Source organism: Bradyrhizobium barranii subsp. barranii (genome assembly GCF_017565645.3).
Classification (GTDB): domain Bacteria; phylum Pseudomonadota; class Alphaproteobacteria; order Rhizobiales; family Xanthobacteraceae; genus Bradyrhizobium; species Bradyrhizobium barranii.
In genome coordinates this window covers 199121-213782 of record NZ_CP086138.1, presented here as the reverse complement: position 1 = coordinate 213782, position 14662 = coordinate 199121, and the positions used below count along the sequence as shown (strand labels likewise).

The following is a 14662-nucleotide window of genomic DNA, read 5'->3' as shown; positions in this document are numbered from 1 at the left end:
CTCACTCGTGCATTAGAGGCATCGTTCCGCACAAAGTTTCTGTGTACGGTGTGACAGCCCCGTCGCCGCCGATCGACTGGAGGCGCCGCACGGCGCCTTCATTGCGTTGCCGCGCCGCGTATCGATACCAATTGACCGCTGCTTCGCGATCTTGCGCCGTGCCTCGGCCCGACATCAACGCGTCGCCCAGCGCAACCTGCGCTTCCGCCATTCCTCGCTCGGCGGCCCTCTGAAACCATTCCGTCGCCTTCGTCACGTCAGCCGCGCGCCCCTGCCCACTCCGGAGCATCACGGCAAAGTTGTACTGCGCAATCTTATGTCCCTGCTCTGCAGCGGCCTCGTACCAGTTCACACCCTCTGCAAGATCCAGGCCCACTCCGTAGCCCGTGCAGTACATGACGGCCAGTTGGAATTGCGCTGGTGCATGCCCCGCGCGCGCCGCCTTGGTCATCCACGATGATGCTGCCCGCGCATTCCCCACGCCGCTCGTCGAATCCAGATGGAGAAGTGCCAGCATGTACTGAGCCTCGACATGGCCGGCATCCGCCGCCCGCGTGAACCATGGGGTCGCGCCTAGCTTATCGGCGATCCCGCCGAACTTACCCATCTTCAGCGCGCCCAGTTGGAACGCCGCCGGAGGATGACCTGCCTCGGCCGCCTCTGCCAGCAAAGAGTGCGCGCGTGCGACGTTATCATCGGACGCATTCTGATGAATCATAAAGAGTGCATAGGCGGTCTTGGCGTCAGGATCTCCGCTACCGGCGGCCCTGCTCAACCATTCCGAAGCCATTTCCTGATCTTTGGGAACGCCCGCACCGGTCGAATAGAGCTTTCCGAGTTGCACCTGTGCGGCGCTCATGCCGCCATCTGCGGCACGTTCGAACCATTTGATCGCGGCCTCCACGTTGCGCTGAACGCCGGAGCCGTTGAGATAGAAGATCGCAACGTTGAATGCCGCAGTGGCATGGCCATTTTCGGCTGCGCGCTCGAACCACTTCGCGGCCTGTCGAGTGTTAGGCGAAACACCGACACCAGTCGCATAAAACCGGCCGACGAAGAATTGCGCCTGCACATCGCCCCGCTCGGCCGCCTTCTCATACCAAATCGCCGCCTCACGCAAATCGGGCTCGGCATCGGCTCCGCTCGAATAGAATTCCGCGAGTGCCTGAATTGCGGGAAGATAATCCTTCCGCGCCGCCTTGCGCAGCGCGGTCTCGGCGCGGTCGAGGTCTTTGGCGACGCCCTTGCCGCTCAGCCGTAACAGGCCGATGTTGTAGAGTGCGATCGGATCATCATGCGTGGCTGCACTCTGGAACAGGCGAGCACCCTCAGTGGGGTTCTCGGGCAAGCCCATACCTTTCAACGTCATAAATGCGAGCCCAATCTGCGCCCTCACGTGCCCCTGCGCGGCGGCCTTGCCATACCAGATCGTAGCCTGCGCGAAATCGACGAGTACTCCGCGTCCCTGGTAATAGACATCGCCTAGCGCGAACTCGGCCGGCGCAAAGTTCTGATCGGCCGCCGCCAGATACCAACGCAATGCAGCAGCGAAGTCCTTCGTGCACCCCTGCCCTTCACTGTAGAGATTGCCCAGGATGGTCTGAGCATCCGCTTTGCCGGACCCGGCGGCGGCCGATATCCAGCGAAACGCGGCGCAAATATCCTTCGCGAAACTGATCCCGTGCGGGAATATCAGGTGATGCACATCCGACGCGCTATCGCCCAATCGCGCGGCTGAGGATTGACGCCAGGTCTCCGGCCTACTCGGTCCGAGGCTGGCGTTGACTCCGTAAAGATAGATCAGGCCGAGTTGATATTGCGCCTCGACGTGACCTCGCTGCGCCGCGCGGTCGTACCACACCGCGGCATCCGGAATGCTGCCTGCCACTCCCCGGTTCTCGGCATAGAGCATGCCGATCCGATAGTCCGCTTCCGCGTCGCCGTTTTGCGAGGCACGCTTCCAGAGCTTAAGTGCCTCCAGATAGTGACCGCGCTCGAACGCTGCCTCCGCCGGACCGAGCCGCTTTTCATCTGATCCGCGAGACGCGGGACGAAGCCATTGGAGGAGCGATCGGGTCAATACCGTCATGGCTCACGCATGGCCTCCCGGATACCCTTCAGCATTCCGCCAAGCAGATACATTCCGACCGCCCGCGTGCCGACATGGACGTCCCCCGCAAGCGTCATGCCAGGAATCAGGCGAAAGTTTTTTGGGACATCCTTGAAGTTGGCTGAGTCCACCGAGCACCGCGCCTTGTAGTAGGCTTCGATAGGCTTTCCATCATCGTCGGTGGTGAACGCGCCCTCGCTGATCCAGCGCACTTTGCCATCGGCTGTACCATGCTCCGCGGCATTGAACGCATCGATCCGCATCGTGCAGGGGTCTCCGGGCCGGATGAAACCGACATCGCGCGAGGCGATGCGAATTTCAGCCTCGAGCTTGGTGTCGGTCGGCATCAGCGTAATGAAAGGATCGCCGGGCTTTAGCACCGATCCGACCGAGAGCCTTGCCATCGTCAACACGACCGAGTCTTCGGCAGCGGTCAATCGGACCAGATCCTGGTGCCTGAGCGCCTTCTCATAAGACGCTCTCGCCTCGTCCAGCTTGTTGCGGGTCGCCACGAGATCCTGACTCAGTTGCGCAAACCACTGCTGCTTGAAGGCGTCACGGTCTGCGGTTGACACCGCGAGCGTATTCTGGGCTTCGATTAGGCTGTTGTGGGTGTTCTCCAGGGTCCGCAGCAATTCAAGCCTTGAGTCCTGGGAAATGAACATATTGAGCTGCGAGCCCGTGCCGTGCTCGGCCAGCGTCGTGCGCATGGTCTCGATCTTCTGCAAGATCTCGTCACGCTGCCGATATCTCGCATCGTCCCCGCGAAGCTTCTCCATCGTCGCCTGGGTCTGCTTGATCCTCGAATCGAAACTATTGATCTGCGCGGTATATTGCGCCATCCTCTGATCATAGAGCGCCTTCTGCAAGGCTGCGTATTTTTGGTCGTTGGGGTCTGGCTTGCTCGCAAAAACCAGCGGATGCTGGTTCAGCTCGGCTTCATCGCGTGCCACCTGAGTCTCGAGGCTAGCGATCTGCAACTTCGCCTGGGTCAGGTCCGCCGACGTAAAGGTCGCGTCCAGGGTCGCAATAAGCTGTCCCGGTTGCACCTGCTCGCCTTCCCGCACGTCGATCGTCTTAATAATCGATTGATCCAGGGCCTGAAGGACGCGGATCTGTCCCACCGGCACGATCCGCCCGCCAACGCTGGTGATGACGCGATCTATCCGCGTCAGAGCCAGAATGGCAACGATCGTGACCAGGAAGGCCGAGAGGACAAACAGCGTTGCTCGCGCGACCAGAGGCTCAGCCTCCTCTCGGATCGCATCCGTTTCCGATTGAAATTGGCGAACAGTCGCAAGCGCACCATCACGAGACAAGCGTTGGACTCCCGAATGTTGACCGATCGTTGCGGGCTGCCGGCACCAAATGCGCGTTCTGCTGATACCACAGCGAGCTGTAGATATCGTTGCACGCCAGGAGCTCCTCATGCCGCCCGATATCGTCGACCACACCACGATTAAGGACGAGAATTGCGTCCGCCTTTGCCAGGGACGACAGGCGATGCGAGATGATAATCAGCGTCCGGCCATGCGCGAGGCGCGTTATGTTGGCGTTCACGATCGTCTCGCTGTCGGCGTCTAGCGCGCTTGTCGCCTCATCGAGAATCAGAATGGGCGGGTTGACGATCAACGCACGCGCGATCGCAAGCCGCTGCCGCTGCCCTCCCGAGAGGTTCGGCGAGCCTTCATAGATATGCGTCTCGTAGCCACGCGGCAGCTTGTCGATGAATTCTTCCGCACCCGCCAGCCTCGCCGCCCTGACCACATCATCGAACGACGCGTCCGGCGTGGCCGCTGTGATGTTTTCGCGGATGGTCCCACTGAAAAGAAAATTCTCCTGGAGCACCACACCCACGTTACGACGGAGATGGTCGATGTCGTACTCGCGAACGTCAATGCCATCGATCTTGATCAATCCGTCATAGTCGCAATGCAGCCGCTGCAGCAGCCGCGCAATCGTGGTCTTGCCAGATCCGCTCTTGCCCATCACGCCTAAAGTAGTCCCTAGCGGAATCTCGAAGGAGATGTTGTTTAGCGTTGGCGATAGCGCTCCCTTGTATTTGAAGGTGACGCCGGAAAACTCCACCTTGCCCTCGAGTGGCGAACGCACGCCATGGCCGGAACGTCCCTCTTCGGGAGGAAGGTTGACGAGATTGCCGACGGTTGCAACCGCACTTCGTGCCTCGTCGTATTGATTGATGAGCTGCGCCATCTGCATCAGCGGACCCGAGACGCGCTGTGACAACAGCAGGAATGAGAACAGCGCCCCGATATAGACCGGGTCATTGCTTTCGAGCGCGAGATAGACGCCGAGCGCATAGGAGCCGCTGACGGCCAGCCGCTCCAGGGGACGCACCACCGACTGGATGGCGTTTCCAGTCATGCCTTCCACAAGCCGCGCCTTGGCAACGCGTGCGACCAGAACATCCCACATGTGGCGCTGCCGCGTATCGAGCGCGAGGGACTTGATCGTCCGGATCCCATTCAAAGTTTGAACCAAAAACGCGCCCTGCGCGCCCTCCGCGGCCAGCACGGCAGTCGACGCCTTGCGGTAATTCGGCAACATTAGGACGAGCCACGCGACGATGAATGCCGACAAGGCGAGAACCACGAACGTCATGACGGGGCTGAAGAAGAACATGACGGGCAGGAAGAACATCAGCGTCGTAGAGTCGAGAATGGTGCCGAACAATTGCCCCATTAGGAACGAGCGGATGCGAAAGACTTCGCGAATGTCGCGCGCGACGAGGCCGACGGGCGTCTGCTCGAAATAGTCGATGGGAAGATTGAGGACCTTTTCGAAGACGTAGGTCGACAATTTGACGTCCAGCCTGGTGGTCAAGCGATGGACAAGGAATTGTCTCAAGAACGAGAAGGCTGCCTCGAAGGCTATGACCACCAGCATCGCGACGCAGAGCACATAGAACGTGTTGTACGCCTTGTAGAAGATCACCTTGTCCGACAACAGGCGCCAGAACATGATCGGCGCCAAGCTGAGAAGCCCGAGGATCACGGCGGCAATCGCGACGTCGCGGACCATGCGGCGTTCGCGGAACAACAGCGCGGCTACCAGGCCGAAACTGAACGGCTGCGCTTCGTCCGATATCTCGTAGCTGCGCTTGATCAGGACCAGATCGCCGGACCAGATACCTTCAAAGCGTGGTTGGTCGATCACGAGCAGCGCGTCTTCCGCGGCATTCGGGTCCCTCAGCACGATGCGGGTATTGTGGGCGTCTCCCTCGACACGCTGGAGTACCATGTGGCTCCCATTGCGAAGCCGAATGATGACCGGGAGCGCCTTCTTCAGATGAGACAGCCCGCTCCAATCGAGCTTGACGCACTTCGCGCGCATGCCTGCTTTCTCCGCACAGCGGACAAGCTGATGGAGTGTGACGTTCTCTTCCCGCAGAAGGTTGTCTTGAATGAGCTGTGAGGACGTGAGGTGCAGCCCGTGCTGTCGTGCGACGATAATCAGGCACCCTAGTGCCGATGCGGGCGCCGCATCGGCCAGGTTTCGGTCATCGGCGCAGTGGACGGTCATTGGGGTCAAGCGATCCGCCGTTGTGTTATGACGTCACATTCAACACCAACATAACATTGAGCGGCGAAAAAAACCAGCCTCACTCATCGTTAAATTGTGAGGAACGGCTGGCCGCACTCACAAATACCTCAGGCCTTGGCTTCCTGGAAATTGAAGCCGTACTCTAACAAAGACCTTCGGATGGCCTCGTCGTCGGCCTCAGGCATCAGCGCGAGCGCACAGACCTCGAAATTTTGGCTGCTGACCGAAACGGTCGCAAACCCGGCCATCAGCAGGAGATTACCGAGTCGCTCGGCCGTAAATCCGGTGCGGTGGGCCATGTGGACGCGTCCCTCCTCGATGGCGCGCGAATGGCCATAGAGCATGTCCAGCGGCCTGATCGGCCCCGCCGGCGAATGATAGGCTATTGCGCCGATCCCATGCTGGGCTATGAAGTGAGCGACCGATTGCAGATCCGGGCTCACGATCAAGGCGAAACCATCGGGCTTGAGGATCTGGTGGAATTGCCGCAATGTAGGGTAGACCTCGTGGGCATACAGGTGCTCGAGCACATGCGATGTCCACACCGCGTTGAAGGACTGAGGCTTGAACGCGCCAGTCAACTCAAGGATCGAGCCGATCACATCTGGTTTGACGCCGGGGTCGATGTCGAATCGGGTTTCTTCCCAATCATGGTTGAGCATCATCCGGGCGATGCGCTGTGCCGTACCGGATCCTGAGCCCGCGTTGAGCAATCGCTTCATCGTGAGAGACCAATCCGTGCCCGCACCGCGCGGTGAAAGGGCCAGATGATAACATTAGCAAACCACAACACAGCCACCAACGAAAGGACATCCTACATAAGATGCGAAAGCGCTGAGCTCAAAGGCAAAGCCCCGCCATGAGCGGGGCTTTCTCAGCGCAGCTTGCAGGTGCCGATTCAGAGCTTCGGCAAGTGCACGTCTCCATCGGTGAAGTGGAGATATTCGACGCCACTGACCACCACCGTCTGGCTGTCTCCGAAGTGCAGCGTGTAGGAGTTCGTCTTCTCGTCGACATCGACCTTGGTGACATCAAAGGAGGAGCGATCGGCGAAATCCACGGTGTCCGAGCCTGCGCCGCCTATAATCGTATCATTTCCGGTGTGGGTCTGAAGATGGAATGTATCGTTGCCATTTCCTCCCTGCAGCGTCGAGTTCGCTCCTGACTCACCATAGACCCAGAAGACGTCATTGCCGTCACCGCCCGCAAAGACATCGCCCTGAACGCCAATTAGCGTATCGTTGCCATCGCCACCGATAAGCGTGCTGTGTCCCGACGATAGATCTCGCAGAATGTCGTTGCCGCTGCCGCCTTCGAGCACCTGAGCGCCGGTGCCCGCCTCAAGATAGTCGTTACCGCTGCCGCCATCCAAAGTGTCGTTGCCGCTGCCACCATAGATACTGTCGTTGCCTGCGCCGCCGAACAGTGAGCTGTTACCGTGTCCGCCGCGGATCGCGTCGTTGCCGCTACCGCCATAGACCGTGTCGTTCCCATAATCATATAGGTTCACGCTATCGGAACCTTTTCCCATGGCGATGAACACATCATTATGCCCGCCAATCACATCGAGCGTCTTGCCGCCAGCGTCGTCGAAAATAATCGCCTTCAGGTTTGGCGTGGTCTCGACGGTGGTCGACTGCGTAATGTCGAGGATCTGAACGCCTGCTGGAACAGCCCCTCCGAACGGTCCAGACTGAAACGCAGCCTTCGAAGTATCCCCAGGATGATCGCTGTACACTCCGCTACGTTCTAACGAGTCGATCAGTGCCGACCTGACGCTCGCCTCAATGTGATTTCCGTTATGGTGGAGAAACTGGTCCAACTCAGTTTTCGTCAGGTAAGATATAGCCATTGGAGGCCCTTTCGGTTTTTATTGAGGACGACGCGATGCTCCGGTCACGTCAAGGCGCTTCACGCTGTGACCATCCAGTCGCCGCGCGGGATTGCGAAGATTAGAAACCCGCAGCATATGTTATGTTCAATGTTAAGATTGTGAGTAGTGCGTGTCAAGGATGAAAAGATCCAACTGGCCGCACTCATTTCACCGAGCTTAGCCTCGCAAGTTCGGCGATCTGCTTGGCGACTCCGGAGGTTTCTGAGCCAACACTGCGGGTCGGGGAGGGATATTGCTATCCCCCAGGAAAGGCTGGATCAGTCCTGTTCTGCGCCTGATCCCCACCAACACGACCCCTCGCTGAAGGTTGGATAGCTTCTGCAGTGGTTGACCCGCGGCAAATAGTCGCTTTTCCTGTGCAAGAATGGCCCACAAACTACACCGATGTCAGCACGGCACGTGACCAAGCGCGACCAGGTTGAGAGCTGGCCCCGGTTGTTTGGACAGCGCCCCGCTGGATTTAAGTGGATTCCTGCCGGGTTATGCTGAACGCGGGGCTGTACGGTTTTGTCGTTGCGTCGGGAGGGCGTAGCCCGACCAGAGCGACGACAAAACCGTCGGCGACGGTCATGCGGCCATCACCATAGCTTGCGTGCCGAAGTAAGCCTCGTCGGGCGTGCGCCCGTCAAGGCTCGAGTGAGGGCGTCCCTGATTGTAGAAGGCCAGATACTTGGCAATTGACGCTCGCGCCTCGGACACGCTGTCGTAGGCGCGGAGATAAACTTCTTCGTATTTGACCGTGCGCCAGAGCCGCTCGACAAACACGTTGTCGCGCCAGGCGCCCTTGCCGTCCATGCTGATGGCGATCTTCGCGTCCAGCAGCACATCGGTGAACTCGAGGCTGGTGAACTGGCTGCCCTGATCCGTGTTGAAAATCTCGGGCCTGCCGTGCTTCGCCAACGCCTCCTGGACCGCTTCGACGCAGAAGGCCGCCTCCATTGTGATCGAGACGCGATGGGCCAGGACCCGTCGGCTGAACACATCGACGACCGCCGCGAGATAGACGAAGCCACGCCGCATCGGAATGTAGGTGATGTCCATTGCCCACGCATGGTCGGGCCGCTCGATCTTCAATCCGCGCAACAGGTACGGGTAGATCTTGTGACCCGGAGCCGGCTTGCTCGTGTTCGGGCGACGATAGACCGCCTCGATCCGCATGCGCTTCATCAGCGTCGCGATGTGGCGGCGACCGGCGTATACGCCCTCCCGCCGCAGCAACGATCGCAGCATACGCGCTCCCGCGAAGGGATAATCGAGATGCAGCTCATCGAGCCGACGCATCAAGGCAAGGTCCTCGGCCGAAACTGGCCGAGGTTCATAGTAGACCGTGCTGCGAGCCAGCTTCAGGACCTTCGCCTGGCGCACGATAGAAAGATCATGATCGCGGTCGATCATCGCTTTGCGCTCAGCAGGCCCGCCTTGGTGAGCGCGCCGGACAAAAAATCGTTTTCCAACGCCAGCTCGCCGATCTTGGCATGTAACGCCTTCAAATCGACCGGCGTCTCGGCCGATGTCTTGTCATGCCCAAACACGCCGGCGGCGCCTTCCAGGAGCTGGTTTTTCCAGATCGTGATCTGGTTCGGATGAACATCAAACAGCTGCGCCAGCTCCGCCAGTGTCTTGTCGCCTTTGACCGCAGCCAAAGCAACCTTCGCCTTGAATGCCGGAGAATGCGTCCGGCGGCTCTTCTTCGTCATCTTCGCTCCTGATTCGCAGCAAGAATCCTCGCCGCTGTCAGGCAGAAAATCCACTCAAGCTACTGTCCGAATTTGCGGGGCCAGCTCTTTGCGACGTGCTTGCCCGAAAGAGTCATCGATGCTGAACAATCATGGCACGTGACGGAGTCACTGATTCCCATTGAAGGTCCTTGCGCAACAACCACTTGCCGGCTATCCAGATCATTGAGATGAAGATGTCAAAACGTAATGCAAGGACGATTTCCTCCATTTGCTGCCCAAACACACATTGCGATTGGCGCCCTTCTGCCGTCCGCTTCAGCTGATCATATCGATGGTCAGCAGCCCCTCGGTCTTCTCCGTCTCAGATGGGCAACTTGGGCAATCCCGCCATTCGGGAGGTCTCGGCCGGCAACCCCGTTCCTGCCTAGCTCCAGGATGAAGCGCCTGCTGGGAGTTCAAAACTTGGAGGCTCGCATCATGCTCCACCTGCTTTGTTGCCGTTCAGGCCGGATGACTGCTTTGTGAAAGATGAAAATGCCGATCGAAACTCGATATTCATCTTGAACGCTTTCATTGGTAGCGCTAACAACGGGGCTGTATGATACCTTTGTAGGTTAGCAGACGTCGTTGTATGTTATTTGACAGCACCCGCCACTCAGTTCAAGCCGGCGGCGAGTTACTTTGTCGGAACCCGGCCTAGTCCGAATGAAAAAACATTCTCATCAAGAGATTAAACTGAAACTCGCTCAGGCGGATGAATTGGCTCGAGCAGGCAGCTCCCAGGTCTCGATCTGTGAGGCGCTTGGCGTGAGCGTTATGACGCTCCATCGTTGGCGGAAACTGCCGCTCAGCAAGGACGTGGGGCAATCTTCGGAGGGGCCTAACGCGGGCAGGGATCCTCCTCCTCGTGCTAGCATGGATGAAATGCGTCGTGCGTTGGAAGAGCTCACGGTCGAGAACCGGCGCCTCCGCAAACTTGTCACGGATCTGATGCTTGAGAAGATGACACTCGAAGAGGCTTCGGCACCCAGCTTTGCGTCTGGCCGAGTACACGATCGCTAACCCGAGCTTGTTCATCTCTCGCTCCAAAAGTTGATGCGCACTTCGGCTCCGGTCTCCAGCAGATCGGTCGCGAATGTGTGCCGCCGCGCAGCATCGGATCCTTCAATATCCGACCTCTGTGCGCACACTGACGCGCCGAACTGATCTTCCTCCATCTCGACACCGCGGTGATATATCCGGTGCGGAATGGAGCCGGGGTTCGGTTGCAGAAGCCCTCGATGAAGGCGGTGATGTCGCGCTGGCCCGTACAAGTTTTGGGATCTCCCGATCGCTGTCGAACTAGGTCGGGCCGGCGTTGCCGGAATGAATGTTACGCGGCCCTCGTGACGTGGGCAACGGGCTTGATCGTCATGCTATCGTCGTGAGTTTGAAGGGCCTGACCTGCCACTGAGTATTTCCTCCAGAAGGAGTTAGAGTCCGGCCCGAAGAAGGACGGACAGATGAAGCGAGCAAGGTTCACAGAAGAGCAGATTATCGCGGTGTTGAAGGAGCATGAGGCCGGAGCGAAGACGGCCGACCTAGCTCGCAAGCACGGGGTCTCCGAAGCGACGATCTACAATTGGAAGGCCAAATTCGGCGGCATGGACGTTTCCGAGGCGAAGCGGCTGAGGGCCCTGGAGGAGGAGAACGCGAAGCTGAAGAAGCTTCTGGCCGAGCAGATGCTCGATGCGGCCGCCCTTCGCGAGCTCCTTTCAAAAAAATGGTAGGGCCCGCCGCCAAGCGCGCTGCGGTCGCGCATCTGCAGGCCGTCATGAGCCTGTCGGAACGGCGGGCCTGTTCGATCGTGGGCGCGGATCGGAAGATGATCCGCTATCGCTCCGGCCGCCCTGCGGACGCGGCTCTGCGCGGCCGGTTGCGCGATCTTGCCAACGAGCGGCGGCGTTTCGGCTACCGCCGGCTGTTCGTCCTGCTGCGGCGGGAGGGCGAGCCATCGGGGATCAACCGGATCTACCGGCTTTATCGCGAGGAAGATGCTATGGGGCGGTGGCGAGGATATTGCATCTATCGTTGCTAATGTGAACCGATGGAGCGCCCCATGCAAAAGTTGAACGATCTGAGCCGATCCCCGAGCCCACTCGATCCGGACGGCACGCTGATCGCCGTTATCGAACTGAGCCTGTCGAGCTGGCTCGTCGCCGGCATTGTGCCTGGTGTCGAGCGCCAGCCATTGAAGAAGCTCGCGGTCGATGAGAGCGCATTGCTGAAATTGCTGCATCGATGGCGAGATGAAGCGGCGAAGGCTGGGCATCACATCAAACGCATCGCTGTCGCTTTCGAGGCCGGCCGTGACGGCTTCTGGCTGGCGCGCTGGCTCAGGGCACATGATATTGAGGTCCACGTCATTCACGCATCGAGCGTCGCGGTATCGCGCGAGCACCGGCGCGCCAAGACCGATCGGCTCGACACCAGCTTGCTCAAGCGCTCTTTTCTCGGCTGGCTGCGCGGCGAGCGTGATCACTGCAAGATGGTGGCGATCCCGACAATCAAGGACGAAGACGCCAAGCGGCCTAACCGCGAGCACGAGAGCCTCGTCGGAGAGCGGAGTCGGATCGTCAACCGAATGAAAGCAGCGTTAATTCGGCTGGGCATCCGCGGCTTCAATCCCAAGCTAAAGAAGGCAGCCGGACGCCTTGAAGATTTGCGCACTCCTGAGGGAGAGCCAATACTGCCCAACATGTTGGCTGAGCTGCGTCGCGACATGGAGCGCCGCCAGCTGATCAATGATCAGATCCGCCAAATCGAGGATGCTCGCCTGGAACGCATCGAGCAAGCGCCCGGTGATGGACCAAACGCCATGGTGCTCCTACTGGCGCGGGTGATCGGGGTTGGCATCGAGACGGCCGCCATGCTGGTGCAGGAGGTGCTGGCGCGAAACATGCGCGATCGACGGGCCGTCGCACGTTATGCCGGCCTCACGGGTTCGCCCGACGAGAGTGGCATAAAACGGCGAGAGAAAGGGCTCGCCCGTTCCGGCAACGCTCGGGTTCGACGCGGCATGATCCAATTGGCGTGGCGATTTCTCATGTTCCAGAAGGACAGCACCTTGGCGCAGTGGTTTCGAGGCCGCACTGAGAGCACCCGCGGCACTCGCAAGATCATGATCGTGGCCTTGGCGCGCAAGCTTCTGATCGCCCTGTGGCGGCTGGTGCGCGAGGGCGTGGTACCGGACGGCGTCGTTCTGCGCCCGGCGCAATGAACGGAGGTCACTGAAGGCACCGACAGTTTCGGCCCAGTCCGTCCGCTTGTGACGGGCCGCCGATGACGGTTCGAGGTGGCGGGGTCCCGAGTTGCCCCATGGCTGTCATGCCGAGAGGAAGAATGGGTCCGCCGCCTCGGAGCTTCGCTGCCGATGCGCATGACTGCATCATGGTTCGGGTCCCTGGACCCACCGGATACAAGGTTGTGGCGCGACTGATCCGCGCCCGAAAGCGGGCTCCCCTCTGATCGTCATCCCGACCGCACCCACCGTGCCGGCGTGCTCGAAGCTGTCAAGGTATGGCCTCGCAAGAGCGAAGCATCTCGAAAGGTTGGTCCGCCGGCCAACCTTGACAGCCCCTGCGCGCGACGGCCTGGCGCTGCCGCGGGTCGGGACGAAGAAACGGGCTTTCAGATCGAACAAAGAAACTGACGAAGGACAAGACATGCGTTGCACTGCCGAACTTCTTGACAAAACAAGCCCCATACAAGGGCTCACCGTCCGTAAGCGGCGGGCTCGCCGCAAAGCTGTAAGCGGCAAAGAGACCTTTCAATTACCCACATTTGACGTCGGATTTGAGCGAGGCGCCGCGGGCGAAATCTTGAATCGGTAGAATCCGTTGTGATTCGGTGTTGAGCACCTGATTCGGAAGCGCGGGGTGTTCGATGGGCTTGGTGAAGGAACGCGCGGGGGCGCGTGCTCAGCGATTGACGACCGGTATCGAGACGTGGGTTGATCGGGAAGTTGCGGGATGCGAGTTTAAGGATGAGCGGCTTGGTCGCCGGTTCGGCAAATTGCTCGCACAAATCGGGAGCGACATGGGTCAAAGCATCCCGCTGGTTTGTCAGGATTGGGCCAACACGAAGGCCGCCTATCGCTTCTTCTCCAACGAGCGGGTCGACGAGGCGGATATTCTTTGCGGTCATTTCGAGGCGACGCGCGGGCGCGTAGCGGCGACGGAGGGACCGATTTTCGTCCTCCATGACACGACGGAATTCAGCTTCAAGCGCGAGAAGCCGGATCTGATCGGCTTTACGGGCAAGACGGCAGGACGCACGCAGTGCGGCATCCTGATGCATTCAAGTCTCGCCGTGACGACCGAGGGGCTTCCGCTCGGACTGTCGGCAATCAAGTTCTGGACCCGCAAGAAGTTCAAGGGGACGACGGCGCTGAAGCGAAAGATCAATCCGACGCGGGTGCCGATCGAGCAGAAGGAGAGCATCCGCTGGCTCGAGAACTTACGGCAATCGACCGACCTTCTCGCTGCCCCTGGACGATGCGTTCATATTGGTGATCGCGAGAGCGACATCTATGAGCTATTTTGCCTGGCCCAGGAGGCTGGAACGCATTTCCTGGTGCGAACCTGTGTTGATCGGCTTGCCGGGGACGGCAATCATACAATTGCCGACGAAATGGACGAGGTTACGATCAAGGGTCTACATCGGATCAAGGTCAAGGACGACAAAGGCGACCCCGACGACGCCGTTCTTGAGATCAGGTACCGCAAGATACGAGTCCTGCCGCCGATTGGCAAACAGACGAAATATCCCGCACTCACTCTGACCGTGATCCATGCTCAAGAGCGGGGAAGGCCGAAACGGCGGAAGAAAATCGAGTGGAAGCTCCTCACCGATCTCCCGGTCCAATCGCGCAAGGACGCCATCAATAAAATCGAATGGTACGCCTTGAGATGGAAGATCGAAGTCTTCCATAAGATCCTCAAATCGGGCTGCAAAGCAGAGGACTCAAAATTGCGAACTGCTGAGCGTCTGGTCAATCTGATCGCGGTCTTCTGCATTGTGAGTTGGCGCGTCTTCTGGATGACGATGCTCAATCGCTCCTCGCCGAATGCCGTACCGCAAATGGCGCTGACAGATCCCGAAATCAGGCTTCTTGATCATTTGGTGAAACACAGGGGTGGTGATTGCTCTCGACGAAGCACGCTCTCGCACTATGTCGTCAAGATCGCGCGGCTCGGAGGATACTTGGCCCGAGCCAACGATCCGCCTCCAGGAAACACCGTGATCTGGCGCGGATTATCGCGGCTGACCGACATCGAACTGGGAGCCGCGATCGAAGCTACAACTATGGGTAATTGAAAGCAAAGAGACCCCGTCTAGCGGAGTGGGTGAGCGATCGGCTATCGGCTGTTGAGT

The 14662-nt window shown here is 59.4% G+C and carries 8 protein-coding genes and 1 pseudogene; 3 read left to right on the top strand and 6 right to left on the bottom strand.

Annotated features, from left to right (window positions below):
- Window position 1: 1 nt before the first annotated feature.
- The 6 genes from J4G43_RS54290 to J4G43_RS54265 form a co-directional block, all read right to left on the bottom strand.
- Window positions 2–2089 carry a tetratricopeptide repeat protein gene (locus J4G43_RS54290; RefSeq protein WP_028153475.1) on the bottom strand — a complete coding sequence of 696 codons (2088 nt, stop codon included), beginning with the start codon at window positions 2087–2089 and terminating at the stop codon, window positions 2–4.
- The gene (locus J4G43_RS54285) at window positions 2086–3429 is read right to left on the bottom strand and encodes an HlyD family type I secretion periplasmic adaptor subunit (protein WP_028153474.1); all 1344 of its coding nucleotides are present in this window, start codon (window positions 3427–3429) and stop codon (window positions 2086–2088) included. Before J4G43_RS54285 ends, J4G43_RS54290 begins: the two co-directional genes overlap by 4 nt.
- Window positions 3419–5653, bottom strand: coding sequence for a peptidase domain-containing ABC transporter (locus J4G43_RS54280; protein ID WP_049807962.1), 2235 nt, complete (start codon window positions 5651–5653; stop codon window positions 3419–3421). Before J4G43_RS54280 ends, J4G43_RS54285 begins: the two co-directional genes overlap by 11 nt.
- A 128-nt stretch (window positions 5654–5781) precedes the next feature.
- Window positions 5782–6396, bottom strand: coding sequence for a class I SAM-dependent methyltransferase (locus tag J4G43_RS54275; protein ID WP_038945027.1), 615 nt, complete (start codon window positions 6394–6396; stop codon window positions 5782–5784).
- Window positions 6397–6572: 176 nt separating this feature from the next.
- Entirely contained in the window at window positions 6573–7496 is a 924-nt protein-coding gene (locus J4G43_RS54270; protein WP_306421922.1) for a calcium-binding protein, read from the bottom strand.
- Between the two features lie 639 nt (window positions 7497–8135).
- Window positions 8136–9265, bottom strand: a protein-coding gene (locus tag J4G43_RS54265) for an IS3-like element ISRj2 family transposase (protein ID WP_085967151.1) whose coding sequence is annotated in 2 segments (ribosomal slippage) — window positions 8136–9013 and window positions 9013–9265 — 1131 coding nt in all. Because the reading frame shifts where the segments join, the coding sequence is not laid out codon by codon here.
- Window positions 9266–10749: 1484 nt separating this feature from the next.
- Between J4G43_RS54265 and J4G43_RS54260 the strand changes: the two are divergent.
- From J4G43_RS54260 to J4G43_RS54250, 3 genes and pseudogenes are all read left to right on the top strand, one after another.
- Window positions 10750–11300, top strand: a pseudogene (locus J4G43_RS54260) (transposase); the annotation flags it as partial.
- 45 nt (window positions 11301–11345) lie between these two features.
- Window positions 11346–12506, top strand: a complete 1161-nt coding sequence (locus tag J4G43_RS54255) for an IS110 family RNA-guided transposase (RefSeq protein WP_038945959.1) — start codon at window positions 11346–11348, stop codon at window positions 12504–12506.
- A gap of 665 nt (window positions 12507–13171) precedes the next feature.
- Complete coding sequence (locus J4G43_RS54250; protein WP_166354477.1) at window positions 13172–14605, top strand: IS4 family transposase; 1434 nt, start codon at window positions 13172–13174, stop codon at window positions 14603–14605.
- Window positions 14606–14662: the final 57 nt, after the last annotated feature.